The sequence below is a fragment of the Fannyhessea vaginae DSM 15829 genome (genome assembly GCF_000159235.2).
Taxonomy (GTDB): domain Bacteria; phylum Actinomycetota; class Coriobacteriia; order Coriobacteriales; family Atopobiaceae; genus Fannyhessea; species Fannyhessea vaginae.
Genome location: NZ_ACGK02000002.1, coordinates 76168 through 101756, shown reverse-complemented (window position 1 = coordinate 101756; position 25589 = coordinate 76168). Strand labels below are relative to the sequence as shown.

Below are 25589 nucleotides of genomic sequence, written 5' to 3'. Positions count from 1 at the left end.
TTTGTCGCACACGAGAAATAGTATACCGTATACAGTTTAGCTTCTTATCTCCGCTTTACAACTTCTTGTTATCTTGGCAATCAATTTTGTATGAGCTTTGTTAACTTCTTCTGAGGTAAGCGTATGATCATCACAGCGATACGTCAGCGAGAAGGTCATTGACTTTTTATGGGCGCCAACACGCACCTCATCACGATACACGTCAAAAAGACGAACATCAGTTAAGAGTTTTCCACCAGCAGAACTCAAACGCTGCATAATGCTTTCGGCATCCAAATCTTCGTCTACCACAAGGGCAAGGTCAATAGATACACCCGGAAGCGTAGGAACATCTTGGTAAGGCAGTTCGTGATGTGCATGGCGAAGAAGAGCAGCGCACGATAATTCAAATGCCATAACGGGCTCAGAAACACCAAAGTTTTTGCAACTCTTTGGATGTAACACGCCAAGCCAGCCAATGTGCTCGCCTGAGCATATGAGCTCGGCTGCACAACCAGGCTGAAGCCAACCAAATGCTTGCGGATCGGCAACTTTATAACGAACTTTGGTAAGACGCAAGCGTTCGCAAAGCTGCTCAACAACACCTTTAACATCAAAGAAATCAAATGCAGGATAGCTGGCACACCACGCATCATCTGCCCATGAGCCACACATAACGCCTGCTACATAGACACTCTCGGTAGGCTGACTTTTGTGCTCATGGCCAAAGAACACACGGCCAATTTCGTACAAATGTACATTTTTAACACCATGATCAAGATTGTAAGCAACACTGCGTAAGAGTCCAGGGATAATATCGCGGCGCATTTCGCTTTGATCGGCAACTAAAGGACGGATAATTTGAATGGGAACGCCTCTACCCTCCTCAGACATGCCTAAACGCTCCAAATCGGCTGGATCGGCAAAATTATACGTAGTTGTCTCGCTTAGTCCACTTGCACGCAACGTAGCGCCTATACAACGCAGATATCGCTGCTCCTCGCTTAAACCACCTGCATGATTGCGTGCTGCAGGAAGCGTTGGTGTAATATCACCTTCGCCCCACAGACGAACAATTTCTTCTACTAGATCGATTTCGCGCGTTAAATCGGGACGATTAGTTGGTGCATACACAAGATATTCGCACGCATTATCCGAAGGCTGTGTGCACGCATCAGCGTTTTGGGTATCAGACGAGTTACAAGGCTTTACCGTACACCCAAGACGCTCAAGACGCTCTTTCATAAAGTTTGGTTGAATAGTTTCTCCAGCAAGCTCGCACACACGCTTAGAGCGCAATTTTATGCATACAGGCTCTACAACATGTGGATACACATCAAGCAAACCTTTGGAAACTTCAGCCGATGCATATGCTTCAAATAATGCAGCAGCAATTTCAGAGGCACGCGCGCAGCCATTAACATCAATCTGACGCTCATAGCGTATAGAGGCTTCACTCATAAGGTCGAGGTTTCTGCTGGTACGTGAAATATGACCTGCAGAAAATGCCGCACTTTCAAGCAAAACATCTTGTGTTGATTCATCAATTTCAGAATTTTTACCGCCCATAACACCTGCAAGCGCAAGAGGTGTTTGACCGTTATCGCTAATAACGATCATGTCATCGGTAAGTGTACGCTCTTGGTCGTCAAGCGTAACCAAGGTTTCACCTGCATGTGCAGCACGTACTACGATATGGCGTTTGCCATTCTCGTCAGCCGACAGCTTAGCGAGATCAAACGCGTGCAGTGGTTGGCCGGTAAGATACATAACGTAATTTGTAATATCTACCACGTTATTAATGGGTCTGGTACCTGCAGCTATTAAACGCTTGCGAAGCCACTCGGGGCTCTCTTTAATTACCACGTTATGCAACACGCGCGCCGTATAACGAGGACATAATGTATCGTCTTGGATACGCACATCAACAAGATCTTGAGTAGAGGGCGCGGATTCGTGTTTAACACCTTCAAGTGAGATATGACACGGCTCGTTATACATAGCGCTTACTTCGTGCGCAATGCCGAGCATACTTAAACAATCGGGACGATTAGGCGTAATCTCGCAGTCGATAACGGTATCGCGCAAGTTTTTCCACGTGCAAAAATCTACTCCTACAGGAGCTGTGGGGTCTAAAATCATAATGCCGGTGTGATCTGAACTCAAGCCCAATTCACGCGCTGAACAGTTCATACCACAGGATTCAACGCCGCGCAATTTACCTTTTTTAATGTGAATATCACCAGGAAGCGTAGCTCCTACCAGCGCGGTTACGGTTTTATCGCCTTCGTTAAAATTTTGAGCGCCACAAACAACCTGAAGCGGTATGGGATTACCTTTATCATCTGTATGATATGTGCCAACGTCCATTTTGCATACAAACATATGATCGGAATCGGGATGGGGCGTTTTGGAAAGAACTTGCGATGTTACTACATGGGTAATATCGGCGCCTGTTGTATCCACCGCCTCAACTTCGGTTCCGGTACGAATAAATTCACGTACTAAATCATTTGGATCATCGGGTATATCTACTAAAGTTTTTAACCATTCATACGAGATACGCATTATAAACCTTTCAACGTAACAGCAGTTGTATTAGATGATGCTAAAATTGGCGCAAGAAGCGCATATCGCCTGCCATAAGCATGCGTAAGTCTGGCAAATCGTAGCGCAATGCAGCAACGCGCTCAACACCAATACCAAAGGCAAAACCAGAATATACCTCGGGATCAATTCCTACATATCCAAAGACGTTGGGGTCTACAAGACCGCAACCCAAAATCTCTAACCAACCCGTATATTTACAAAAACGGCACCCACTACCTTTGCAAACACCACAAGATACATCAACTTCGCAGCTTGGCTCGGTAAATGGGAAAAAGTGTGGACGATACCGCGTTTTTCTGTCTTTTCCAAAAATCTCTTTGCAAAAATAATCAAGCGTACCTTTTAAGTCGCCAAACGTAATTCCCTTATCAACAACAAGACCTTCTACCTGCGTAAATTGTGGAAGATGATTGGCGTCTGCTGTATCGGGACGAAATACGGTACCTGGGCAAATCATATAAATAGGAGGCTTGGTATGTTCCATTACGTGTACCTGCACTCCTGATGTTTGAGTTCTCAGTAAAACATCGGACTCACCCAAAACATGATGTTCTTTTCCTTCGGGTGCACGATCTACCAAATAGAAGGTATCTTTTGCACTACGTGAGGGATGATCTTCAGGAGCGTTAAGTGCAGTAAAGTTATAATACGTGGTTTCAACATAAGGGCCATCTTCTACCGTATATCCAAGACCCGTAAAAATATCCTCAATTTCTTCGCGAATAGATGAGATCAAATGTTGCGTGCCTTTTGGATATGCACGCCCCGGAAGCGTTATGTCTACTTTTTGGGCTTCAAACTGTTTGAGCATGCACGCGTCCATAAGCTCACTTTTACGTTTGGCAATAAGGCTTGTTACCTGTTCGCGCACATCGTTTGCAAGCTTTCCCATATGAGGACGTTCTTCTTTACTTACACTACCCATCATGTGCATAACTGCCGTAAGCGAGCCTTTTTTACCCAAAACTTGTACGCGAATAGCTTCGATCTCTTCTGGAGAAGACGCTTGTGCAAGACCTTGTTCTACTTCGTGTTGAATAGCTTCAAGGCTTTCTGCCATTGACATATAAGCTCCCCTTTCAAACTGTACACATAGTTAGAAATCCATACAACTTTGTGTATAAAACGAACTTCTATATAAAAAAACCGTCCTCGTGTATCACACACAAGGACGGATAATATTCCGCGGTACCACCTTGTTTGACAAAACGTATAGCTTTTGTTTTGCCCACTTAAAATCTCGTCTCGTGAGAAAACGGCGCACCTACTTGCTTTATACATTTGCGTTATACAAAACTCAAAAGCTTTCAGATAGCTGCTGATAGAGTGAACGTATACCTCGATGACGTAAAATCTTTCAGCCAAGGATTTTATCTCTTAACTACACCGACCAATGGCAAAGGCATACCCTCTCCGTCATTGCATATGTATGAATCATAGCACAGCTTAGGAAGAAAAGGGCCAAATATTTTGTGCAAGCATCTCAATTGCACATGCAACACTATCGTCTTCGCACGCACCGATGTGATAACGCGCAGCAGCTGCAGCTTCTGGAGTTGCACCTGCAACGGCAACAGAAGCAGGTACTTTTGAAAACATGGTGAGGTCGTTACCTGCGTCACCAAAAACAACTACTTCGTCGTAGCTAATACCAAGCGCCTTGACCATAGTGTCAATACCTGTAGCTTTATTATGACCGCTCAGCATAACATTAGAAAAGCCAACACGCGGATAGTCAAAATCAAGACCATCTACGCAGCGATTAAGATGATCTATAACAGCGCGCGTACCTTGCTCGGGCTCGGCCATGAACACATTTGTTTTTACCACAGGATGCGTTGGCATCTGAGACACTGGAATACATATATCTGCATATGAAGGAAAATGAAGACCTAAATCCTCACGTTTTCCTGCAACTAAATAAGGAGTTGTATCCTTAAACACCAACATACCGCAACGCGGAATACGCTCAACTTCGCTTTTAAGCGCACAAAGAAGCTCATAGGGAATAATAATTTCTTCGATTTTTTTGCCACGCAAAAAAACCTGCGACCCATTAGTAGCAACTGCACTTTCTGTACAAGCACTCTCATTGGCAAATAAAGGGGGTAGTTGTCCATATACACGACCTGTACACGGACCGCATACAATCCCTGCTTCGTTTGCCAACGCGATAGCACGTCTAGTACGCTCGCTCACAACATGTTCGCCAAAAGGCAAAAGCGTGCCATCAATATCCGAAAGAATTAATTTAATCATATACTCATCCAAAACTTTGCATATTACAACTGTGACGATGTTTGTACACAAGCACCTGATAAATATGTTTCCACAACATTGAGGTTGTTGTCAAGGATATTAAAGTCTGCATGGCGGCCTGGTAAAATTTGTCCACACACATCATCAATACCCGACGCCTGAGCTGCAACTTCTGTTGCCATACGTATTGCCTGCTCAGCGGTTACTATATTCCAGTCAACAACATTTTTAACTGCTTGATTAAGGGTAAGTACCGAGCCCGCAATGCTTCCTAAGGAGCCGTCTGGCATAACAAGACGAGCAAGATCATCCTGCATACGAATAGGAAAATCTCCTAACATATAGTTGCCCTCGGGCATACCACCACAACGCAAGCAATCAGTAACAAGGGGCGTATGCTCCCAACCTTTTGCTTTAACAAATGCAGTTAATGCGTCAGGTACAATATGCATACCATCACAAATAAGCTCACCATAGGTGTTGCTCGACGCCATGGCGCACGCAACTAAGCCTGGATTTCTATGATGAAGGCCACTCATACCGTTATACACATGTATGAATGTTGTAGCGCCAGCTTCTATACACGCAAAACCTTCTGCACTTGTTGCGTCTGAATGCCCAAGTGCGCAAACAACACCTAAATCACGTGCCTGTGCGCAATAACGCGCGGCACCACTTCGCTCGGGCGCAAGACCAGTTCTGCAAATCAAACCATGCGCGCGCTTTTGCCACCCTTCAAGAATTTCGATGTTGGGGTCAATCATATGCGCAGGATTTTGCGCACCTTTATGTTTTTCGGTAAAGAACGGCCCTTCCAAAAAGATTCCTTCGATGCGAGCGCCCACAAAATCGTCTGAACGATTTGAGCGTGCCTCATATACACTTTCACACGCACGACCAATTTGCTCAACCGTTTGTGTAAGCGTAGTTGGTACCCAAGTAGTAGTACCAAATTTTACCAAGGCACGAGACGCCTCGTCTAAACCTTTGGCGTTAGCGTCCATAACGTCGTGCCCCACAAAACCATGAATGTGCGTATCTACATATCCAGGTGCTACCCAATACGTTGATCTGTCCACAACGTTTATATCTTCTGAAGGCTTCTCATGGGTAAAGCCTATAAATTCACCCTTGTCGATCAGAAGATACCCGTGAGTTTCAACGCGTCCGGGAAGAACAATTTTTCCAACTTGTACCGCATACATTGCTGTTTACCTCTTCTATTTGATTCAAAACTCCATACGCATATGCTTACACACATCTCACCACGTATACAAACTGTAGCAAAGCGTTAGTTAATATTTACGCGCGTGCTATGACAGAGGGTGAATAGTTACACCTTTGACCACACGATTAACCGTACCAGATGGAGAAGGTGTATCGGGGGTATTGTTAACTTTAACAGATGTATTAAGCGCAATTGTCTGAGCAACCAAAATATACGGCAAAGCAAGATAAAGTTCGGGCAGTGCTTCCTGCGCGCTGAGGTTAAACGATTCGCCCTCAAAATTGCTGGTTTGAAGCTGCTGAATGGCAACCGTGTGAAGTGCAATATCGTCGCCTGCAATTTCGTTAAGAATATCAAGGTCATATTGACGCGTATAAGAATCGTTTGAAACAAAATCAAATACCAGCGTGTGTGCATCAACAAAAGACTTTGGTCCATGACGATAACCCATTGAGGTATCAAACGAAGTTGCAATTTTTCCAGCAGTAAGCTCAAGAATTTTAAGTTGCGCTTCGCGTGTAAGAGCTCCTAAGGCTCCTGAACCCAAATAGGTGATACGCGTAAAGTCGTCTTGTAAGAATTTACAGATTTCTTCCTCGCGATCGGTAATATTTTTACCAAGTTGAGCAATTTGCTCAACAAGCTCTTGTTTGCGAGCATCTTCTAATGGATCAAAAATAAGTGCAGCAAGCAATAACATGCAGGTAAAGCTACCTGTCATCGCAAAGCCTTGATCATTTGCAAACGGAAGCAACACGGTATATGCACGTGTATTGTTTGCACTTTGCACTGCAAGTTTGCCCTCGGGAGCACAGGTTATATTAAGAAAATGAACATTGGTTGCAATCTGTTCTACACGCTCGATAGCTGCCAAGCTCTCGGGACTATTGCCCGAACGAGCAAACGAAACAAACAACGTAGGTTCATCGGGGCGAATAAAATCATAAGGGGCAGACACAATATCGGTTGTAGCGCGTGCGCAAAACTCATAGGGAGACGTTTGCGCCGAGCGACGTAAATACGGTACAAGCGTATCTCCCACATAAGCCGAAGTCCCAGCACCTGCAAACATAACGCGAACAGCCTCGTGGTTTCCTTTGCCCGCAACGACACCGTTCAAAAATGTGGCTATCTCCTGTTTGTGCTGCGTATACACGTCATAGGTTTGTTTCCATAAATCACTTTGCTGAAAAATCTCATGAGTTGTAATATGCGCACCTAGTTGTGTTAATTCCTCAGATGATTTTTTAAACATGCCATCCGCCTTCTTTCTTGAGCATACGCTCATATGGTTTTACTTACTTATTTATTTCGCACGTGAGATACAACGTATTTAAAGCTGTCACCACGTGCAACGCTTCTGGTATACTCAATAATTTGATGCTTGTCATTATAGGTGGTGCGCCAAATTCTTAATACGGGAACACCTTCGGCAATGTTCAAAAACGCTGCTTCATCCATCCGAGATGTGCTTGCAAAACACTCTTCATTTGCAACAACAATATGCTGATTAAAATGCTCTTCAAGCACATCGTACAAGGGTTTATCGGTCAATAAATTTAAGTTGATATTTGGAAAAAGCGAAACAGGTAAATACGTTGCACCCACCATCATGGGAACTCCGTCTGCAAGCCGCAAACGGTTAATAACATACACATCACTGTTTATGGGAATATGAATATTTTCGGCAACATTGCGCGTTGCCTTTATGATGTCAAAACTCAAAATTTTAGTAGAAGGGATACGACCAAGCTCTTTCATTTGTTCGGTAAAACTGTATGCCGAAATAAGATTGGCTGCGTGACTCGAAAACTCAGAAACAAATGTTCCCTTTCCATGTCGGCGAACCACAATGCCGTACCCCTCAAGTTCGTCTAACGCGAGCCTTACCGTTGTACGCGATAAGCCGTATTTAGATGCAAGTTCGCGTTCGGAGGGCAAAAGAGCGCCAGGTGTCATATCGTTATCAATTTGTTCGCGCAAAGTATCAACAAGCTGTTGATACAAAGGCTGCTTTTTGCTTGTAGCGGTCATACATGCCCCCTATTAAAAAAGGCGTGCAGTGTGCAAGGCACCGCACGCCTTAGAAATGCTTAGCACGAAATTAACCCCAAATACTTGGCCACATACCAAATGGTCCTGCACCTAGGATACCAATAATCAAAACGAGAATGATACCCTTCATAGGAGTAAAGCGACGACGTGCAAATAAATAATACAAAAGCATAACAATAGCTAATGGAACAAGCTTAGGACAAATGCTATCAAGTACCTTAGCGATATCAACATTGACCGGTTTTTGAACCATTTCCATGTAGGTAACTTCGCTCATGCCATTTCCAAGATCTTTAGCACCAGCAACAACGGTTTGGCCTTTGTCGTCAACTGTTTTAAGAGGCTTGCCAGCTGCATCTTTAGTACCCGAAAGCGTAACGCCTTCGTCGGTCTTTTTAATGACGTCAAAGCTTTTAACTTCGTCGGTTTTAACAACGGCAACATGCGCAACGTATGACTGAGTTGAACCATTAGGTACCGAAAGCTTAATTTGCGTTCCGCCCATAGCAACCGTTAAGCAACCAACAACAAATACACCCAAAATAGAAGCTGCACGGGTAAATGCCTTCATGTTAGCCATCATAGCATCGATGGCCTGCGTTCCCATCTTATACGACCAGTTCATAAGACCAAAACGAAGCGCAAATTGAACAATGTTGAAGATGAGCAGGAATAAAATAGGTCCAAAGATACTACCGCTAATTGCCATATTAGAGCAAATACCTGCTGTAATAGGAACAAGCGTCATCCAGAACAAGGCATCGCCAATACCACCAAGAGGTCCCATAAGTGATACACGGACCGCGCGGATGGTAGGAATATCGACCTTCTTTTGCTCCATGGAAAGGATCACACCCATTGCAAACGTTACCAAAAATGGATGAATGTTGAAAAATTCCATGTTGTGGGTCATAGAAGTAGCAAGGTCATCTTTATCGGTGTGAATCTTTTCCAAACCGGGCAAGATAGAGTAAAGCCAACCTGCAGCCTGCATACGCTCGTAGTTAAACGACGCCTGCAAGAAGCATGAACGCCATGCCATTTTGTTAAGGGTAGCTTGATCAAGCTGTGCGCCCTCGTTCAAATTTTTATAGCTTGTTTGCTCATTAGATGCCATCTTCTTCACCTCCCGCATTTACAACAACACTACCTTTGAGCTCGGTATTTTGTTGATAATCCCAATATGCAATACCAAAGCCAATAAGAGCCAGAATAAGCAGAGCGGGTGTTGCAAGAACAGCAATGTTGGTAACGATAAGTGCAAGACCAAAGCCAAGGAAGTAGAATCCCCACATATCTTTGGTCATCATGAACTTAAGAAGGATTGCAAAACCAACAAAGCGCATCATACCGCCAGCGGCGCTCAAACCATTGCTTAACCATTGTGGAATTGAATCAACAACAGACTGACCAACCGTTGCACCACCAACAAAGAACAGGGTAACAACAATACCGAATACGAGTCCTAAAAGACCCATTGAAAGGTAGTTAAGATTAACAATACCTTGTGGATTGGCATCGTGAGCATATTGATCTGCTTTACTCATGAGTGGGGACATAAGCGTAAAGATCAACGTAACGCCGTATTGGCCGAGCAGAGAGAATGGAATTGCAGTTGCAACTGCGATATTTGGATCGAGATGCAACGAAATGGCAATAACTGCCGCCATAATACCACCTACTACAGCATTAGGTGGTTGTGCACCTCCGATTGGCATGTTTCCGATTGTCATTAACTGATACGTACCGCCAACAATCAGACCAGTTTGAACATCACCCAAGATAAGGCCAATAACAAGACCGGTAACCAGCGGCTGATACAGTGACTCAAGGAAACTAAATTGGTCGATCGCGGCAACAAACGTTACCAAAAAGACCAATATAACCTGAATAATTGAATATTCCATCTTTGCTCCTCCTTTCAATGTATAAGACATACATATCCCTTTTTATCGTGCATATACCCCACATATATGCACGTAAAATCCAATTAATTAAACAGCTTTGATGAATCCTCAACAGCTGTGGTAGGAACGCGCTGAATGCTTAGCTCAACGCCTAAGTCAACAAGCTTTTTGAACGCCGCTACATCGGCATCATCAACCGCAACCGAGGTTGCAACTTGACGCTTACCTTCTGACATATGCATATTACCGATATTTAAAACCTTAATGGGAACGCCACCTTCTACCAGCTTTAAAGCATCTTCAGGTGTTTCCAGCACGAGGAAAATATGCTGACGAGCAGCAGCTTTGTGAATAACGTCAATTGTTTTTTGAAGCGAAAAATATCTCGTTGCAACACCTTGCGGAGCAGCCATATCCATAAGATGTTGTCTCATGGTATTGCTTGCAACTTCGTCGTTTGCAACCAGAATAAGATTAGCGCCTACGCTACCTGTCCATTGAGTTGCCACTTGCCCGTGAATAAGACGATTGTCAATACGTGCAAGTACAATATTTGGTTCACCCATACCGCTCACCCTTTCGGTTGTATGCCTATGAATGCTTATGCATCATTTCCTCAGTAAACGCAACCCGTATGCACAAACGCCTACGACTGCTCACCCAACAAAACCTTATTGTTACCAAGCCCATATGCGTACGCGTGAATATTCACGCATGCAGCTTTGTACGCGGGAACACACTTTGACTATTACCTACAAAACGAACGACTATTTACCTAAAGTTTGTGAATCGATATATTGAATTGCATAGCGCGAAACTTCTAATACAGCACCCGACTTTACCTTGAGGTCACAGGTGTCTGTACGCAGCGCCACTATTTCGCCAAAGATAACGCCCATAACGGAAACCTTTTGGCCAACCGCGAGCTCCTTATGAAGCTCTTTGAATTCATGCTGCTTGCGCTGTCTTAAAACGGTCATATACACAAACAAAACAAGTGCAATTAAAGTAAGAAGGACGGCAATAACCAACGAAGAAGCGCCTAAAGCGTTTAGAAACATCTCGCTCATTAAATACCATCTCCTTCATCAGATATATCCAAAGTGTCTTGATTGTCTGTATGAGCGCTGATTTGAGATGGGCTGATGTGTGCAACGCTTTCCTTGCCTGCATCTTGCGCGATCTGGGCAAGTTCTTGAGCTGAAGAGGCGCTGCTTTGGGAAGAGGTGAGCTCGAGTAACATGCCTAAATTACAACCAGTTACAATTTCAACTGGCTTATCCGCTGCGGCCAACATTGCCTGATTAAATGGGGTGCCACCCATTAAATCGCAACAAACCAAAACTGAACCAAACTGCTCAATTGCTTCATCAATTGCGTGTGTAAGGCGCACTCCAAACGTAGCAGCTTCATCTTCGTGAAAAATAACGGCTTGAGTTGCATTTTGAGGACCTGCAATCATTTCGAGTGCAGACATAAGTCCTTGTGCAAAATCACCGTGTCCTGTAATAATGCAACCTACCATGTGTTTTCCTATCGCTCAACGTGTGGGACGTTCTTTTTGCGGCACATCATACATTTTGTATAACTGGTTATAACCAGCTACTCATAGTGTATAAAAGAATGTGTATAAAGTCATTAGATACAAAGTTGTGTTAGGTGAACGGACAGAAAACGCTGGCTAACGGATAACAGCAGTTCACAAGGGTTATTTTTCATGAGGAGTACGTATAAAACTGGTATGTATACCTCATTTGCAATCATATTTTGCAATGAATAGATGAATATGGATACCTTAAAATACAAGTTGAATGCATAAAGGTCTTTAAATAGTAATACCGGTTAGAAATAGAACAACAAATCGTTTTAGAGGATGAGATTCATTTCATTTATAAAAGGCGACCTTCGCTTTAAGCAAAAGTCGCCTTTTCCATTTATATTATATACAATGCTCGTTAGCTACCGTCTACTGCCTACTTAACGTTAGCGTAACGCTTAAAACATTCAACCATACCCTCGGGTGTAGTTTGCGACTGTACATCATTGACAGCGTCCTCATTCATAAACATACCCATCATAGCCTGCAACACCTCAACTTGATCTTCGGCGTGTTTCAGCAGACCAAGGTTCACCACAAGGTTAGTATCGATAGTATGATCAACCATACCCGCCATAGGCTCGAAGCTCACACTCTTTTTTGGTTTGATAATAGCGATATAAGGCCTAACAATGTGCTGCGGATCAACGTGAGGAATAGCCACACCAATAGTTTCGAACATGAGACCCGTTGGGAAATTGCGCTCGCGATCCGTAATTGCCTGAAGCCAGCTCTCTTTTACATACCCCTTCTTTAACAAAATGTCAGAGAGTTTTTCAAAAAAATCGACGTAAGTATCGGCATCAAAATCAAAAAACACAAGCTCTGGCCTGTAAAGGCAAGTATTATCAGTGGTGGTTTCGGTGGTGTTGACGGTAGGTTCAGTGATGTAGTTATCGCTCACGTGTAACTCCTTCTTGTAGTGTGTACTGTCGATAATGGGATGTGTCTATGTCATCGTATCTAAGCTACGGGATTAGCACCATTGGCAAAGACTTTAATAACTTGCGTAAAGTCCTCAAGCATGCGTTCATAGGCAACAGGCGTCATGTCATGCCAGTAAACAAGAGCATCCTTGCGGTCGCGGCGACGGTCAGCAATGAGATTACACACAGCTTCGCCCGCAAACTTCACACCATAGGTATAGTAATTAATTTTACGGATGCCTGCATCAATTGATTTGCGATAATCCTCATCCGAAACGCCCGAACCACCATGCATAACCAGCGGTAACTTAATGCGTGAGCGAATATCACGAAGTACATCTAAATTAAGATGAGGCTCTCCCTTGTAAATGCCGTGTACAGTACCAAACGAACATGCCAAAATATCTAAGCCCGTACACCTGATAAAATCTTCCGCCTGATCAGGATCAGTGTATACAGCACCTGACTCTTCAGCAGTACCGCCCTCGTCACGATAACCCGCCTCACGAGAGCCCATGCTTCCAAGTTCACACTCAAGACCTGCACCAAAGGGAGCACAGATTTCAGCGGCTCGTGCAGAATTCTCGACATTCACTTCGTATGGCATGTACGAGCCATCAAACATAGCACCCGTAAAGCCCATATCAAGAGCGCGACGTAGATATGAAAGATGCTCACAGTGATCCAAATGCACGCACACCATAGCGCTGGACTGTTCGGCCAACGCAACCATGGCAGGACCTATATACTTCAAAGGAGCTGCGTGCTCATGACCCTCTGCGTGAGCCAAAATAACAGGATAACCTGTCTGTTCAGCAGCGTCGAGTGCCGCACGTACGGCCTCGAGACTTGGTGTATTAAATGCCGCGATTGCCATACTGTTTTGTTCAGCAATCGCACAGATGTCACGAAGACTAATCAGCATATTCTCTCCTTTTGATTGCTTTTGAGCGGTTTATTAGTTGTTATCGTTTTTTTGCTCGATCGATTTCACATATGTTGGTTTTATCACTTGTCCGAACTACGCATGCAATACGGTCGTCGAGCCTGTGATTTTAGTGAATGGGGATCAACCTTGTATTCAAAATCAGCTAACCATGCTTCAAGCTCGTCGCCATTTTCGATATACATCGTTTGAAGCCAGTATCTACCTTTAAACATGCCCCCACCATTGATACGAACATATCGTTTGCCTGAAAATTCTCGTACCAGAAAGCTCGTGACTTTTGAAAGCTCAAAGACATCACTACGGCCATAGGCACTAAAACGAATAGTAGTATCGTCAATAGTTACAATTTGTGGATTTGCTCGAGCTATAAACGTATTCCATACCTGATATGCAGCAACAATTCCTACAATCGCAGCAATTCCATGCGGCAACGGTACAAGCCCGAAAAATGCGCCTAAACATGCAATGCAAATGGCTATACAAAACATGCCCGTAAAGGTTACTGACACAAAAAATCGTTTTGGTTCATATATGTACTGCTTCATGAAAACCTCCAGAGACGGGACCGCCTTACGAAAGTCCCGCCTCAACATGGAGCGCTATAACTTATCTATATCCTTGATGCAACATGCAGGATAAACTGGCTCGTGCATATACTCATATACGAATGCACCTACCGTTTCTTTTCACCCGCTCGCTACCTCAATACCTACTCGTTCTCGTTATGCAAAACCTTTGCTTCTTTAAGAATGCGCATGCGGTTCCAGAAAGCCAATGCCAAAGCACCAACAGCAGGAATTGCAAGACCAATACCTCCACCTAGCGCACCAAGGCGAACAATAACCCAAGTCAAAGGATTCGCACCATCACAGATAGATGAAATAGCAGCAGCACCATTCATATCAAAATTAACAGAGGCTGCAGCGGTAGTGATGAGCGGAGCAAGATCTGTTGCAATGTAGAGACCAACAGCCAATACAACAATACCAGTCAAAATACCGCGGAAACCGTTTTGGCGAACGATGGGCGTAACCAAAACCAACATATAAGGAATACAAGCCAGGTCAACCAGAGGCATAACCTTGTTTCCAGGAAGAATAAAGGCAAGAAGAATGGCAAACGGTACCAGAATCAGAGCCATCGTCAATGTAACGGGGTGGCCGGTACCAACGGCAGAGTCAAGACCAATATAGATCTTACCGCGGCTTTGGAAATGCTTTTGAATGAAGGCAGAAGCAGCATCTGAAATGGGAAGCAAACCTTCCATCAAAAGGGCGGCCATCTTTGGAATCAACACCATAACAGCACCCATCGAAACGGCGGTCGCGAAGAAGCTAGGTGTGGCCTTACCGTCAGCGCCTACTGCAGGTAGGAAGCCATAACCTGCTAAAACACCAATAACCAGACCAATGATGGAACCAAGGAGCACAGGATCACCAAAGACACCAAAGCGCTTTTGGAGGCTTTCGACGTTAATGTCAACTTTGTTCAAGCCAGGGATTTTATCGATAATCCAGTCCATAGCAAAAGCAATGGGTGCATAGGCGCCTGAAAAGCCATGAGGAATAGAAACGCCTGGCAAACCGAGGGACTTCTCAACCATAGGAGCGGTTACGTCACCAATAATAAGCACGATGACCTCGTTAATTACTGCTGCAGCAATACCAAATGCGACGTTACCTGTCACAATAGCAACTAGTGCACCTGTAAAGGCAAAGTGCCAGTAGTTCCAAATGTCAACGTCAGCCGTTTGAGTTGTGTTGGTAAGCAACATCACAACGTTAACAAGCAACGACAGCGGGATGATGATAGTTCCAACAATGGAGCCCATAGCAATAGCAGAAGCTGCAGGCCAACCAACATCCATAACAGAAAGAGATAGACCAAAGCGGTGCACCATAGCGGTTACTGCACCAGCAAGGTCGGTACCCATGAGCTGATTAATAACAAGATTAAGACCGATAAAACCAATGCCGACCGTAAGACCAGCTTTAAGAGATTTACCAAAACCTGCGCCAAAGGCCATGCCAATGATGGTGAGCACAATAGGCATTACCACCGAGACGCCAAGACTTGACAAACCCGAAAAGAAGCTAATGACTAAGTCCATATATGTCTCTCTTCCAAAAAAGTATATGTATTGCGAGCGCAACAAATTAGCTGCACCGCAACAAACAAAACGAATGTAATTTAGGCCTTCATGAAATCAATAACCTGCTGTTCTGCAGCAGCGCGACCCATGCCAGTCAAGAAAGGAATGCCAGAAATAAATGGACATTCAATACCTGCTGGCTTAACCGTGGTTGCGATAATAAGATCAGCGTCCTTAGATTTATCAACAGCCTCAGCAATGGAACATGTAGTGATGTTAAATGTTCCTTCAAGCCCATTGGAGTCGAGCAGGTCTTTAATCTTTGCAGCAACCGCTGTTGACGTTGCAATTCCTGATCCACAAGCCAAAATGATGTTTTTCATACTACCTCCCTTCAACGTTATTTGAAGTGCTGTTTTACTGTATGAGTATTGCCTAGACCTACAATGAAACGTGATGGCTACCAGAATCGTTCTATAGAGCTCTTACCACCGAGAATAGCGTAACAATAAAAGCTCTACTCAAATCATAAAGTCATTGTAGGGCTTGACAAAAGCTACTCACCCATAACAATGACTTTTGCCTTACGCGTACGTTCACGCGTACGGTCATAGTCTACAAAAAATATTGATGCCAAACCGTTCATTTGAAGCTTTCCATCGGCCACTTCAAAAACGCATGAACCGCCCAGCAGAGTTGCACGCAGATGAGCATCGCCGTTCCACAAAAGTGTGCGATCGCCACCTGGCAAATAAGCTGCAGCGTCAGGCCAGCTCTCCACTGCTTCGAAATGTTTCTCTCCAGGATAACGATAAGTCGACCAATCCTTTTGCTCAGGGAAAATTTTTTGCAGCCCGTCATTGAGATCAGCGTGCAAAAACAGATCGCCCGAACCTGTGCGATCGTGATCATATTCATCCGAGAAGAGAGCACAGGTGGTGTGGCACGAAATAACCGTGACAGTTCCTTCCTTAATGCCAGAAGCAACTACAATCTCGTTAACCTTATCAGTAATATCAACATAAGTTGGTTTACCTGCGAGAGTTTGTACGGTGACTAAACCTTTATATACACTCATGCCTATATTCCTTTCTTGATGTCACGACGGGCACGATCCAATGCTTCAAACATCTCGTCAAGCGTGGCGAAGGGATCCGCTGCCGCTACAATACCACTCGTTCCACCTGTAGCGTCACCGCCGTACATAATGGCATCATAAACATCCTGCCCCGACGAAATACCCGCCGCTTGCAAGACCATCGTGTCAGGAGAAGCCTCCTTAACAGCCTTGGTTGATTCACGTATGTAATCTTCTGAAGCAATGTGTCCCGTGCCAATGAGACTCGTGAGCTCACAAGTCATAATGTCAGGCTTAAACTGCGCAATAGCACGAGCTTCTTCAACTGAATCAGCACAAACACAGGTGAGAATCCCCACCTCCTTAGCACGCATAATCGTTAATGCAAGCTCATTAATGGTCATGGGATTCTCGGCATGATTTAAAAATGTTGCTTGCACGCCTGCTGCCGCTAATGCCTCGGGTAATACGTGACCCATACCACGTCCTGGCTTAAGCGACTCCATTGTTTGAGCGCAGGGAATAAGATGCGGACAATTATGGATAACCCATGGCAGATCAATGAGTTGCGCGGTAAACAGCGACTGAAACTTGTAACGCTCGCAGAGCTCGTCGACTTTTTTTGCAAGCTTGTACAACTCCTGTCCGTACAGATATGACTTAGGATTGACTACAAAAAAAGGGCGCTGCAAAACTACATTCCCCATAATAACTCCTTTACCACTAACCTTGATTATTAGACGTATGCGTCTCTTGAATTTGCCTGTTAAAACGCAACTTGTTCATACTTTTATGAACAAGTTTATCAAAAAGCCGTGAGTAAAGCAAATACTTTATTGCAAGTGTTTACGAAAGACCATTCGCCGACAATTTTGTAACGTTCATCGGTTTTTATACAAAATTTGATTGCACTGTAAAATGACAGCACCTGTGTGCTCATTCAACAAACCGTGGGTTTGAGGTAGGTCATGCGCATGATAGACCTGTATGGAAAACTGTTTGAAATTATTCTTGAGTTGCAGTACCAATAATTTCTTGACCAGCCTTGAGCCAAGTAAAGCTCCACTCAATAGGAACGCCATCTTCAAGAAAAATAGTTTGGATCAAAAGGAGTACAGGCGCATTCTCGTCAACCGCTAAATACTCGCCGTATTGTCTACCAGCAACACGCGCCACATAACGCATCTGCGCAGTTTTAATGCGACGCCCCGAGCATTGTTCAACGGCATCAAAAGCAGCTGCTTGTGTAAAATCAACCCTATCAATACCAGGGCATTCTCGCAGAGGGTACCAACTTTCCTGACACATTATGGGCTGTCCATCCACGCTACGCACACGGCGCATAAACATAACATTCTCGCCGGGCTGAACATGCAAATGCCGCGCCACTTCAACGGACGCAGCAAGCACTTCTTTAGTAAGAATATGTGTTTGGAACGATTTGCCCTGTTGATGCAGGGACTCCGCGAATGACAGGGGACGTACGCCCGCAGGATGGGAAAGTGCATGATCAGCAACAAAAGTGCCACTCCCCTGTACACTTTTAAGCAATCCCTCTTCGATTAGCGTCAAAATTGCCTTGCGCACTGTTCCTCGTGAGAGACTGTATTGTTTGACAAGTTCGTTCTCGGAGGCAATGCGTTGTCCAGGAACTAATTCGTGTGAATAAATTTTTTCGCGCAGATAGTTTGTCAACCGTGCATGCAAAGATGATTTTGACATGGATGTCGATGTTTGAGTTCCTTTTGAATATCTATGTAGTGTTGAGGCCTTATCAGTTGACATATCTAGCGACCTACATCTTCTATAAAAATTTATGGTGTTGATAAGCAAAGTGAAAGTTGAACTGAAAGGATTGGCGAGATGCCAACGCGCAAACCACATGACCAAGGATTTTAAGACCTTTGCATATGCCAATTCTGTGAAACTTACACATAAGCATGTAGTTATCCTACAACAGTTGAGTTTTATGTTCTAGTCAATCCATAAAACTTTAGTTTCTCTGAATGTCTGATAGGTGACGTAGGCTACACCATGCAGCAATATCGTGTTCGTACGTGACAATTTGAGCGGCCGCACTATCTAAATCCATGCTCATGACAACACTTCTTTAATACTTCTTTATTTGATACGTTCTAACTTGGTGTCTTTATATACGTTCTACCTTGGTGTCTTTATATACGTTGTCCCATTTATCCATATTAATATGACCAGTTTGGGCTTCAAGCGCATTAAGCGTACCGCATACGGCTCCATAACGCAGCACGTCGGGCGCGCTCATATTTTGCGAAAGCGCATAGGCAAATCCTGCAATCGTAGAATCACCCGAACCCGTTGCATTAACGCAGCTAATCTGAGCAGCGTGCACGCGATACACGCTCCCTTGATGGTATGCAAGCAAACCGTCTTTTCCCATAGAAATAACAATCCATGCAACACCCGTAAAACGTTCATCGCTCGCAAGCGCATGTACAAGCGCTTGGGGATTTTCGCTGGTAAAGTTTGTGTGCAGCATAGCATTGAGTTCCGAAAGATTGGGTTTTATAAGCGTTGGTTTATCCGACGACAAAAGAGCTGCTTCAAGAGCTGCACCCGATGTATCCAATAGCACATGTTTGTGCGCGGCGGCAGCGCTCGTAATAAGCTGCGCATAAAAATCATCGGGTATGCCTTGCGGCATAGATCCAGAAATCGTAACGCACGACGCGTCTTGTATAAGGTGTGTAAATTTTTCCTTAAATGCCTGCGTATCCTGTGGTGTCACACAAGGCCCCGCCTCTAAAAACTCGGTTTGTTTGCCTTCGTGCAGCACGCTTATGCACACACGTGTTTCGCCCTCTATTTGCAAAAAATCATGAGGCAAATCAGAGTTATCCATGAGCTGCTGCAAATAAGAGCCCATATATCCCCCTACAAAACCGGTTGCTAGAACACGCGCGCCCAACTCGTGCAAAACGCGTGTGACATTAAGGCCTTTACCTCCTGCTGTTTTATGAGCAACTACACGATTAACATCGTCTATACAAAGCTTATCAAGCGCGTAACTTGTATCGATAGAAGGATTAAGCGTAACGGTTAAAATCATAAAAGTATGCCTTTCCCTCAAGAAAGTGGTATGCATATAAAAACCCAAAGGAGCACAGGTCAGGGTCTATATTTAATGCCAACAGAATTTACAATTTCAATTATGTATTATGCACGACAAAGCATACATGAGATAACGCGAGATTCATAAAGTATTCTACAATGAAGGTACATTTTGTTGTCAAATGAAGTATCAAATCATGATTGCCTTGTTATTATGCCTTTTGACAGCAAAGCTCATACACGTTTTATAGGAGGTAGTGTCATCATGCTCGTTTCAACAAAAGAAATGTTGCAAAAAGCCTACGAAGGACATTATGCCGTTGGTGCATTTAATGTAGAGAACCTTGAGTTTGTTATGGCAGCAGTGCGTGCTGCGCAAGCAAAGCACTCGCCTATTATTTTACAGACAACACCTGGAACGCTGAAATATGCAAATGTTGATTATTTTAAGGCAATGGTCAGCGTTGCAGCAGAGTCGGTAGATGTTCCTGTTGCGCTTCACCTTGACCACGGCGATACGTTTGAGCGCTGCGTACAGGCTATTCGAGCAGGCTATACCTCGGTTATGATCGATGGATCACATGTTGATTATCAAAGCAATCTTGCTCTTACGACATCGGTAACCAAAGTTGCTGAGCCTATTGGCCTTCCTGTTGAAGCCGAGTTAGGTAAAGTGGGTGGAAAAGAAGACGATGGTCCACTTGCTGCCGACGAAAACCCCTACACCGACCCCGAACAAGCTGCAGAATTTATTGCAAAAACGCATTGCACATCCTTAGCGGTAGGCGTGGGTACCATTCATGGCGTGTATAAAGGTACTCCTCATATTGAACAAGGCGTTCTTAAAGAAATTAAAGCACACACAAATGTACCTTTGGTATTGCACGGTACCTCGGGTGTTCCCGACGATCAGGTTGCACAAGCTATCCAAAATGGTATTTGCAAAGTAAACTATGCAACCGAGCTGCGACAAGTCTTTACCGCTGGCTTTATGAAATATATGGAAGAAAATCCTGCATGCTTTGATCCTAAAAAACCGTTTATCCCAGCTCAACAGGCAATTTTTGATGTTGTTGCATCGCATATGGATAACCTGGGATCTACCAACAAGGCTTAAGGTCTACCAACAAGGCATAGTGATCTGCTCATAAGACACAAGCGCAAACGTTATTGCTCGTTTTGAACAAGCACAAACCTAAGGACATACCCATGATTTATACGCTCACTCCCAATCCTGCCGTTGACATGAATGTAAGCGCCGATGTTGTAGTGCCTAATCGTGTTTGTCGCACCAAAGATGCAGTATATACTCCAAACGGCAAAGGCTTAAATGTGAGTTTTACCCTTCAACATTTTGGTGTACATGCTCCTATTTTAGGTTTTTTTGGAGGATTTAGCGGTACCTATATTGTTGACGAGGCACGAAAGAAGGGCTGTGACGTTTATCCCGTTATGGTAGACGGTATCACACGCATCAACCCCTTTATTTCGACGCCTACGCAAGAATATACCTTCCCTAATGCAGGCTGTAGTGTGCCAGAAGATAAACAGCACGAACTATTACAGTTGCTGAGCTCACTTGATGATCTAACCTGTCTTGTTGTATCGGGCTCGCTTCCTCCCAAGGTAAAGCCTACCTTTTATGATGAGATTTTTGATACCCTTGCTTCTAAGCACGTAGATGTTGTACTGGATACCAGCTCTTCTCACCTAAGCCAGCTTGGCGCAAAGAAGCCGCTTCTCATTAAGCCTAACGACGACGAATTGCATGCCATTTTTGGCTATACGCTTACAGACGAAGATGATACTGTCCGCGCGCTCCATGATTTGGGCACGCAAGGATTTCAAAACGTATTGTTGACGCTTGGTTCGCGCGGCGCGTACTTTTTTAATGGAACACATGTTTGGTATGCAAACGCACCAAAAATTAAGCCTTATTCTACGGTTTGCGCAGGCGATGCTACGCTTGGGTGCTTTTTGGCATCATATGTGGTGCATAAAGCATCTGTTGAGCAGGCTCTTACAAACGCAATGGCATGTGGCGCAAATGTTGCTATGTCTGCAGGTTTAGGTACGTTTTCGCGCATGGACGAACTCAAAGAAGCTGTGCATGTAAAACAGGTAGACTAGCACCTATGTTGATAAGGTGAGATTAGATGTTAGAACACGCGTTATAATTCATAGGTTGTTGCATAAGAAATCGGGTATCTGCTGTAAGCGGACACCCGATTTTAGAGTCTATAGAGATTATCTTAGCTGTTTCACCTTGAGAATGCTTACTATTTGCGACGACGTAGCAAAATTCCGCCTATTATCAGACAAACAGCAATAATAATGCCAATAATGACAGGTGCTTGCGTTCCGCTAAAAATATCATTAGTTACAGCTATCATAAGAATCTCATTTCATATCCTACAAGCTTGTCCTATAAGGTCTGCTAAGCAAATAAGTAACCTCACACAGGCACACATTATACTAGTTGGTCATGAAATCACAAATGACACTCAGATAATGCTCGGTGTTTTCGGCGTAACACATGTGCCTACAACCTTCAAATAATTCCCAGCGTGCGTTTGGAATACGATCAAACATAGTCTTTGCAATAAGCGGTGTGCACTCATCATCTGTGCCGCTGATAATGAGCGTTGGCACCTTAATGTGGTGCAAACGATCAATCACGTTCCAATCTGCAAGCGTACCCGTTGCCGTTAATTCGTTTGGACCCCACGCAACTACATAGGATTCTTCGCCACTTTTCTTAGGACGGCGCAAGCATTCGGGCGCAGTTTCGTCGTATGTTAAGTCGCAGCAATGCATAGTCATAAAATGGTCAAGAGCCTGGGTATATGCACGGCCAGAAAAGTCCTGTGTTTTTTCGGCATTCATAAGCGCACTGTATTCAAGCGCAGGAAGCATACGCGCAAGACGGTGCTGCTCGCGCGCCCAAAGTTGCGAGGACGGCAAAGTAGACGACAAAATAAGCCCTTGCAAACTCTGTGCGTTGCAATCCAGTGCAAAGCTCTGTGCCAGCATACCGCCCCATGATTGGCCTAACAGATAATATTTTGATAAACCAAGATGGCTGATAAGGGCATCAAGCTCGTTTTCCCATGTGCTAAGTTTCCACAAATCGGGCCGATTTTCTACATACGACTTTCCGCAACCCAGCTGGTCATAGCTGATAACCGCACGGCCACACAAAGCCACAGGATCAAGGAGTTCCATATAATTGTGGGTAGAACCAGGTCCTCCGTGAAGCGTGATCAGCGGTGCTTTACCAGAAGTTATGTCGCCCGCAATGCGGTAGTACGTTTTATAGCCCATAAAGTCCATCGTGTTTTCGTGAACTTCTATATGGTCGTTTAACTGTGATAATGACATCTCTTCTCCTTTGAGCTATTCCTTAAGCTGTTCAAGCAAATATTGCGGCAGTTTTTGAGTAGATAAGATCTCATCAAGCTCTTTTCTACCAATAACACATACACCCAACTCGCGCGCTTTGTCTAGCTTTGAGCCTGCCTGCTCCCCTGCAATCACAAAACTTGTTTTACGAGATACCGAACCCGAAACTTTTGCACCTAAGGCTTTGAGCGCATCTCCTGCAGCAGTGCGCGACAGATCCTCAAGCGTTCCGGTGAGCACAAAGGTGTATCCTGTTAACGATTGCGGAAGCAGAGCCTTCTGTTCAGGAGCTGAAAGCACCACACCTGCAGCTTGCAGACGGATAAGCACTTCCATATTTTGTGGCATATGCAAAAAGTCAACCAATGAAGCAGCAATTTTGGGGCCAACACCATCTATAGCTGCAATTTCGTCTTTATCTGCACGCAGTAAACTTTCAAGATCAGGATATGTTGCCACGATAAGTTCTGCAACACTTGCTCCTACATGACGAATACCCAATCCAAACAAAACGCGGGCAAGACCTGCTTGTTTACTCTTATTGAGCTGTGCTATGATTTTTGACGCAATTTTTTTACCAACACGAATGGCGTCACCCTGCTTGTGCAATTTATTGGTAGTATCGTACGTGCGTCCCGTATCAAGCGAGCTCAAATTTTCTAAGCTCAGTTTATCGTAATAATCGGCAACATCTTTAACATAGCCTTGTTCTGTAAGCCTGGTGATAAGTTCAGAGCCTAAGCCATCAATATCCATAGCCTTTCGAGAACACCAATGGATAAGACGTTGAGATGCCTGAGCTGGGCAATCAAGCGAAACACAGCGATAAGCCACTTCATCGTCCTCGCGTACAACGGATGCACCGCACGCAGGACAGGTTTGCGGCATATCCCACACAGGACGCGCAAAATGAAGCGCAGCAAGATCACCTTCTAAAACTGGTCCTACTACTTCTGGAATCACATCGCCTGCTTTGTGGACAACAATGGTATCGCCTACACGCACATCACGACGACGTACTTCGTCTATATTATGCAACGTAGCACGTGCTATGGTTGATCCTGCAACCAAAACGGGATCAAATTCGGCAACGGGAGTAAGAACGCCTGTTCTACCAACTTGAATGCGAATTTCTCTAAGTATGGTTTGCTTTTGCTCGGGCGGAAACTTAAACGCAATTGCCCACCTTGGCGCGCGTGCCGTAAAACCAAGCTGATCTTGGAAGGCAAAAGAATCAACCTTGACCACAACACCATCAATATCGTAATCAAGTGAGCTGCGGTTTTTAAGCGCACGCGCGCAATAGTCGTGCACCTCTTGTGCACACACACAGCGCTGCGCATGTGGATTGACACTAAATCCGCACGAAGACAACCATGCCAAAAAATCGGTTTGGGTGTGAACGTCTAAAGATTCGCGCGAAGCAAGTGCATAAATAAATGTTTCAAGATCACGATGTGCGGTAATGCGTGCATTTTTTTGACGAAGCGAGCCAGCCGCAGCATTACGCGGATTTGCAAAGGTAGGACGGCCTTCATCGTCGGCGGTTTCGTTAAGACGGACAAAGCTATGCTTGGGCATATATACTTCGCCGCGCACCTCAATATCCGATCCAAAACCCGTGTTGGCAATTTTTTGCAAACCATCACGTAAAAGGGTGTGCGGTACATCTTTAATGGTAATCACGTTGGCGGTTACGTCTTCTCCAACACTACCATCACCGCGCGTTGCCGCACGCAAGAGCTGACCATTGTGATAGGTAAGCGCAACACCTAAACCATCTATTTTAAGTTCACAGGTATATGCAACAGGATTGGACGGCGAAGACCCAAGCGCTTCATCAGTTTTCTCAAGCCAGGCATCCAACTCTTCCAAATTCATAGCGTCGTCCATAGAATACATGCGCTGAGCATGGGCAACCCGACGAAATTGCTGAGAAACATAACCACCTATACGATGTGTGTATGAATGCTCATCGTCGAGATAGGGATACGTTTTTTCGAGATGCAACAATTCTTGAAGATAACTGTCAAACTGGTTATCGGTTATCAAAGGCGCGTCTAAAGCATAATATCGATAAGCGTGATACTCCAATAGTTTTCTAAGCTCACGCACGCGCGCCTCAGGCAAGCTGGCATGCGTGTCAACAGGAACATCAGCTTCTAGCGATTCATGCGGTGTAGAAACAGGTGCGGTAAAGTTTTGAGGATTGGACGTATCAGACACTGCAGATAAATCACCGCGTTGCATAGAATCAGACATATCTGGATCCTGAGCTTCAGACATCACGTCAAACAGCGTAGGCTGTGTCATCTGAGTTGTCTTAAGCGAAGAACTTGGTATTTTCTCTCTAGATTTACTCTGCTGTGTCATTTGTGATCCTTATTAGCACAAACTGCAATAAACTCTCGTACTGGCGT

The 25589-nt window shown here is 44.5% G+C and carries 25 protein-coding genes; 2 read left to right on the top strand and 23 right to left on the bottom strand.

The window, feature by feature from the left end:
- Window positions 1–36: 36 nt before the first annotated feature.
- From pheT to HMPREF0091_RS04510, 20 genes are all read right to left on the bottom strand, one after another.
- The gene (pheT, locus tag HMPREF0091_RS04605) at window positions 37–2547 is read right to left on the bottom strand and encodes a phenylalanine--tRNA ligase subunit beta (protein ID WP_006303126.1); all 2511 of its coding nucleotides are present in this window, start codon (window positions 2545–2547) and stop codon (window positions 37–39) included.
- Between the two features lie 40 nt (window positions 2548–2587).
- Window positions 2588–3655: a phenylalanine--tRNA ligase subunit alpha gene (gene pheS / locus HMPREF0091_RS04600; protein ID WP_006303125.1), complete on the bottom strand. Its 1068-nt coding sequence runs from the start codon at window positions 3653–3655 to the stop codon at window positions 2588–2590.
- A 380-nt stretch (window positions 3656–4035) separates the two neighbouring features.
- The gene (locus tag HMPREF0091_RS04595) at window positions 4036–4848 is read right to left on the bottom strand and encodes an HAD hydrolase family protein (protein ID WP_006303124.1); all 813 of its coding nucleotides are present in this window, start codon (window positions 4846–4848) and stop codon (window positions 4036–4038) included.
- Window positions 4849–4871: 23 nt separating this feature from the next.
- Complete coding sequence (nagA, locus tag HMPREF0091_RS04590) at window positions 4872–6053, bottom strand: N-acetylglucosamine-6-phosphate deacetylase (RefSeq protein ID WP_006303123.1); 1182 nt, start codon at window positions 6051–6053, stop codon at window positions 4872–4874.
- Between the two features lie 108 nt (window positions 6054–6161).
- Window positions 6162–7331, bottom strand: a complete 1170-nt coding sequence (gene agaS / locus HMPREF0091_RS04585; RefSeq protein ID WP_010240782.1) for an SIS domain-containing protein — start codon at window positions 7329–7331, stop codon at window positions 6162–6164.
- A 47-nt stretch (window positions 7332–7378) separates the two neighbouring features.
- Complete coding sequence (locus HMPREF0091_RS04580) at window positions 7379–8110, bottom strand: GntR family transcriptional regulator (RefSeq protein WP_006303121.1); 732 nt, start codon at window positions 8108–8110, stop codon at window positions 7379–7381.
- A 70-nt stretch (window positions 8111–8180) separates the two neighbouring features.
- Window positions 8181–9248 (bottom strand): PTS system mannose/fructose/sorbose family transporter subunit IID, encoded by a 1068-nt coding sequence (locus HMPREF0091_RS04575; RefSeq protein WP_006303120.1) that lies wholly within the window; start codon window positions 9246–9248, stop codon window positions 8181–8183.
- The gene (locus tag HMPREF0091_RS04570) at window positions 9238–10038 is read right to left on the bottom strand and encodes a PTS mannose/fructose/sorbose/N-acetylgalactosamine transporter subunit IIC (RefSeq protein ID WP_035434620.1); all 801 of its coding nucleotides are present in this window, start codon (window positions 10036–10038) and stop codon (window positions 9238–9240) included. Before HMPREF0091_RS04570 ends, HMPREF0091_RS04575 begins: the two co-directional genes overlap by 11 nt.
- A gap of 83 nt (window positions 10039–10121) precedes the next feature.
- Window positions 10122–10604: a PTS N-acetylgalactosamine transporter subunit IIB gene (gene agaV, locus HMPREF0091_RS04565; protein WP_006303118.1), complete on the bottom strand. Its 483-nt coding sequence runs from the start codon at window positions 10602–10604 to the stop codon at window positions 10122–10124.
- Between the two features lie 201 nt (window positions 10605–10805).
- Entirely contained in the window at window positions 10806–11108 is a 303-nt protein-coding gene (gene yajC / locus HMPREF0091_RS04560; RefSeq protein ID WP_006303117.1) for a preprotein translocase subunit YajC, read from the bottom strand.
- On the bottom strand, window positions 11108–11563 hold the full coding sequence (locus HMPREF0091_RS04555) for a PTS sugar transporter subunit IIA (protein WP_006303116.1): 456 nt from the start codon (window positions 11561–11563) through the stop codon (window positions 11108–11110). The genes yajC and HMPREF0091_RS04555 overlap by 1 nt, the downstream gene beginning before the upstream one ends.
- Before the next feature lie 448 nt (window positions 11564–12011).
- Window positions 12012–12539, bottom strand: a complete 528-nt coding sequence (locus HMPREF0091_RS04550) for a PTS sugar transporter subunit IIA (protein WP_006303115.1) — start codon at window positions 12537–12539, stop codon at window positions 12012–12014.
- A 59-nt stretch (window positions 12540–12598) separates the two neighbouring features.
- A complete protein-coding gene (locus HMPREF0091_RS04545) occupies window positions 12599–13486 on the bottom strand; it encodes a class II fructose-bisphosphate aldolase (RefSeq protein ID WP_006303114.1) in 888 nt (295 codons plus the stop codon).
- A gap of 83 nt (window positions 13487–13569) precedes the next feature.
- Complete coding sequence (locus tag HMPREF0091_RS04540; protein ID WP_010241185.1) at window positions 13570–14055, bottom strand: hypothetical protein; 486 nt, start codon at window positions 14053–14055, stop codon at window positions 13570–13572.
- Window positions 14056–14219: 164 nt separating this feature from the next.
- Complete coding sequence (locus HMPREF0091_RS04535; protein WP_006303112.1) at window positions 14220–15620, bottom strand: PTS galactitol transporter subunit IIC; 1401 nt, start codon at window positions 15618–15620, stop codon at window positions 14220–14222.
- A gap of 80 nt (window positions 15621–15700) precedes the next feature.
- Window positions 15701–15985, bottom strand: coding sequence for a PTS sugar transporter subunit IIB (locus HMPREF0091_RS04530; protein WP_006303111.1), 285 nt, complete (start codon window positions 15983–15985; stop codon window positions 15701–15703).
- A 173-nt stretch (window positions 15986–16158) separates the two neighbouring features.
- Window positions 16159–16680, bottom strand: a complete 522-nt coding sequence (locus HMPREF0091_RS04525; RefSeq protein WP_006303110.1) for a YjbQ family protein — start codon at window positions 16678–16680, stop codon at window positions 16159–16161.
- 2 nt (window positions 16681–16682) lie between these two features.
- Window positions 16683–17387, bottom strand: a complete 705-nt coding sequence (locus HMPREF0091_RS04520) for a triose-phosphate isomerase (protein WP_006303109.1) — start codon at window positions 17385–17387, stop codon at window positions 16683–16685.
- Window positions 17388–17685: 298 nt separating this feature from the next.
- Complete coding sequence (locus HMPREF0091_RS04515) at window positions 17686–18465, bottom strand: GntR family transcriptional regulator (RefSeq protein WP_232235976.1); 780 nt, start codon at window positions 18463–18465, stop codon at window positions 17686–17688.
- A gap of 364 nt (window positions 18466–18829) precedes the next feature.
- Window positions 18830–19765, bottom strand: coding sequence for a hexose kinase (locus tag HMPREF0091_RS04510; protein ID WP_006303106.1), 936 nt, complete (start codon window positions 19763–19765; stop codon window positions 18830–18832).
- 267 nt (window positions 19766–20032) lie between these two features.
- On the opposite strand from HMPREF0091_RS04510, the gene HMPREF0091_RS04505 reads away from it, so the two are divergent.
- Together HMPREF0091_RS04505 and HMPREF0091_RS04500 are read left to right on the top strand one after the other, a co-directional pair.
- Complete coding sequence (locus HMPREF0091_RS04505; RefSeq protein ID WP_029575144.1) at window positions 20033–20884, top strand: class II fructose-bisphosphate aldolase; 852 nt, start codon at window positions 20033–20035, stop codon at window positions 20882–20884.
- A 92-nt stretch (window positions 20885–20976) separates the two neighbouring features.
- Window positions 20977–21897 (top strand): 1-phosphofructokinase family hexose kinase, encoded by a 921-nt coding sequence (locus tag HMPREF0091_RS04500; protein ID WP_006303103.1) that lies wholly within the window; start codon window positions 20977–20979, stop codon window positions 21895–21897.
- A gap of 149 nt (window positions 21898–22046) precedes the next feature.
- On the opposite strand, the gene HMPREF0091_RS06245 is transcribed toward HMPREF0091_RS04500, so the two are convergent.
- The 3 genes from HMPREF0091_RS06245 to ligA form a co-directional block, all read right to left on the bottom strand.
- Window positions 22047–22160: an LPXTG cell wall anchor domain-containing protein gene (locus HMPREF0091_RS06245; RefSeq protein WP_010241179.1), complete on the bottom strand. Its 114-nt coding sequence runs from the start codon at window positions 22158–22160 to the stop codon at window positions 22047–22049.
- An 82-nt stretch (window positions 22161–22242) separates the two neighbouring features.
- A complete protein-coding gene (gene pepI, locus HMPREF0091_RS04495; RefSeq protein ID WP_006303102.1) occupies window positions 22243–23148 on the bottom strand; it encodes a proline iminopeptidase in 906 nt (301 codons plus the stop codon).
- Window positions 23149–23163: 15 nt separating this feature from the next.
- Window positions 23164–25542 carry an NAD-dependent DNA ligase LigA gene (gene ligA, locus HMPREF0091_RS04490; RefSeq protein ID WP_006303101.1) on the bottom strand — a complete coding sequence of 793 codons (2379 nt, stop codon included), beginning with the start codon at window positions 25540–25542 and terminating at the stop codon, window positions 23164–23166.
- Between the last annotated feature and the right edge of the window lie 47 nt (window positions 25543–25589).

Bases quoted from the DNA above. Each gene is read 5' to 3' on its own strand.
- pheT (WP_006303126.1), bottom strand. From the start codon at position 2,547: ATGCGTATCTCGTATGAATGGTTAAAAACTTTAGTAGATATACCCGAT.
- HMPREF0091_RS04500 (WP_006303103.1), top strand. From the start codon at position 20,977: ATGATTTATACGCTCACTCCCAATCCTGCCGTTGACATGAATGTAAGC.
- HMPREF0091_RS04570 (WP_035434620.1), bottom strand. From the start codon at position 10,038: ATGGAATATTCAATTATTCAGGTTATATTGGTCTTTTTGGTAACGTTT.
- HMPREF0091_RS04540 (WP_010241185.1), bottom strand. From the start codon at position 14,055: ATGAAGCAGTACATATATGAACCAAAACGATTTTTTGTGTCAGTAACC.
- HMPREF0091_RS04575 (WP_006303120.1), bottom strand. From the start codon at position 9,248: ATGGCATCTAATGAGCAAACAAGCTATAAAAATTTGAACGAGGGCGCA.
- HMPREF0091_RS04520 (WP_006303109.1), bottom strand. From the start codon at position 17,387: ATGGGGAATGTAGTTTTGCAGCGCCCTTTTTTTGTAGTCAATCCTAAG.
- HMPREF0091_RS04535 (WP_006303112.1), bottom strand. From the start codon at position 15,620: ATGGACTTAGTCATTAGCTTCTTTTCGGGTTTGTCAAGTCTTGGCGTC.
- HMPREF0091_RS04525 (WP_006303110.1), bottom strand. From the start codon at position 16,680: ATGAGTGTATATAAAGGTTTAGTCACCGTACAAACTCTCGCAGGTAAA.
- HMPREF0091_RS04580 (WP_006303121.1), bottom strand. From the start codon at position 8,110: ATGACCGCTACAAGCAAAAAGCAGCCTTTGTATCAACAGCTTGTTGAT.
- HMPREF0091_RS04505 (WP_029575144.1), top strand. From the start codon at position 20,033: ATGCTCGTTTCAACAAAAGAAATGTTGCAAAAAGCCTACGAAGGACAT.
- nagA (WP_006303123.1), bottom strand. From the start codon at position 6,053: ATGTATGCGGTACAAGTTGGAAAAATTGTTCTTCCCGGACGCGTTGAA.
- HMPREF0091_RS04595 (WP_006303124.1), bottom strand. From the start codon at position 4,848: ATGATTAAATTAATTCTTTCGGATATTGATGGCACGCTTTTGCCTTTT.
- yajC (WP_006303117.1), bottom strand. From the start codon at position 11,108: ATGAGCGAGATGTTTCTAAACGCTTTAGGCGCTTCTTCGTTGGTTATT.
- agaV (WP_006303118.1), bottom strand. From the start codon at position 10,604: ATGGGTGAACCAAATATTGTACTTGCACGTATTGACAATCGTCTTATT.
- HMPREF0091_RS04515 (WP_232235976.1), bottom strand. From the start codon at position 18,465: ATGTCAACTGATAAGGCCTCAACACTACATAGATATTCAAAAGGAACT.
- ligA (WP_006303101.1), bottom strand. From the start codon at position 25,542: ATGACACAGCAGAGTAAATCTAGAGAGAAAATACCAAGTTCTTCGCTT.
- HMPREF0091_RS04545 (WP_006303114.1), bottom strand. From the start codon at position 13,486: ATGCTGATTAGTCTTCGTGACATCTGTGCGATTGCTGAACAAAACAGT.
- HMPREF0091_RS06245 (WP_010241179.1), bottom strand. From the start codon at position 22,160: ATGATAGCTGTAACTAATGATATTTTTAGCGGAACGCAAGCACCTGTC.
- agaS (WP_010240782.1), bottom strand. From the start codon at position 7,331: ATGTTTAAAAAATCATCTGAGGAATTAACACAACTAGGTGCGCATATT.
- HMPREF0091_RS04555 (WP_006303116.1), bottom strand. From the start codon at position 11,563: ATGGTAGGTTGCATTATTACAGGACACGGTGATTTTGCACAAGGACTT.
- pheS (WP_006303125.1), bottom strand. From the start codon at position 3,655: ATGTCAATGGCAGAAAGCCTTGAAGCTATTCAACACGAAGTAGAACAA.
- HMPREF0091_RS04510 (WP_006303106.1), bottom strand. From the start codon at position 19,765: ATGATTTTAACCGTTACGCTTAATCCTTCTATCGATACAAGTTACGCG.
- HMPREF0091_RS04530 (WP_006303111.1), bottom strand. From the start codon at position 15,985: ATGAAAAACATCATTTTGGCTTGTGGATCAGGAATTGCAACGTCAACA.
- pepI (WP_006303102.1), bottom strand. From the start codon at position 23,148: ATGTCATTATCACAGTTAAACGACCATATAGAAGTTCACGAAAACACG.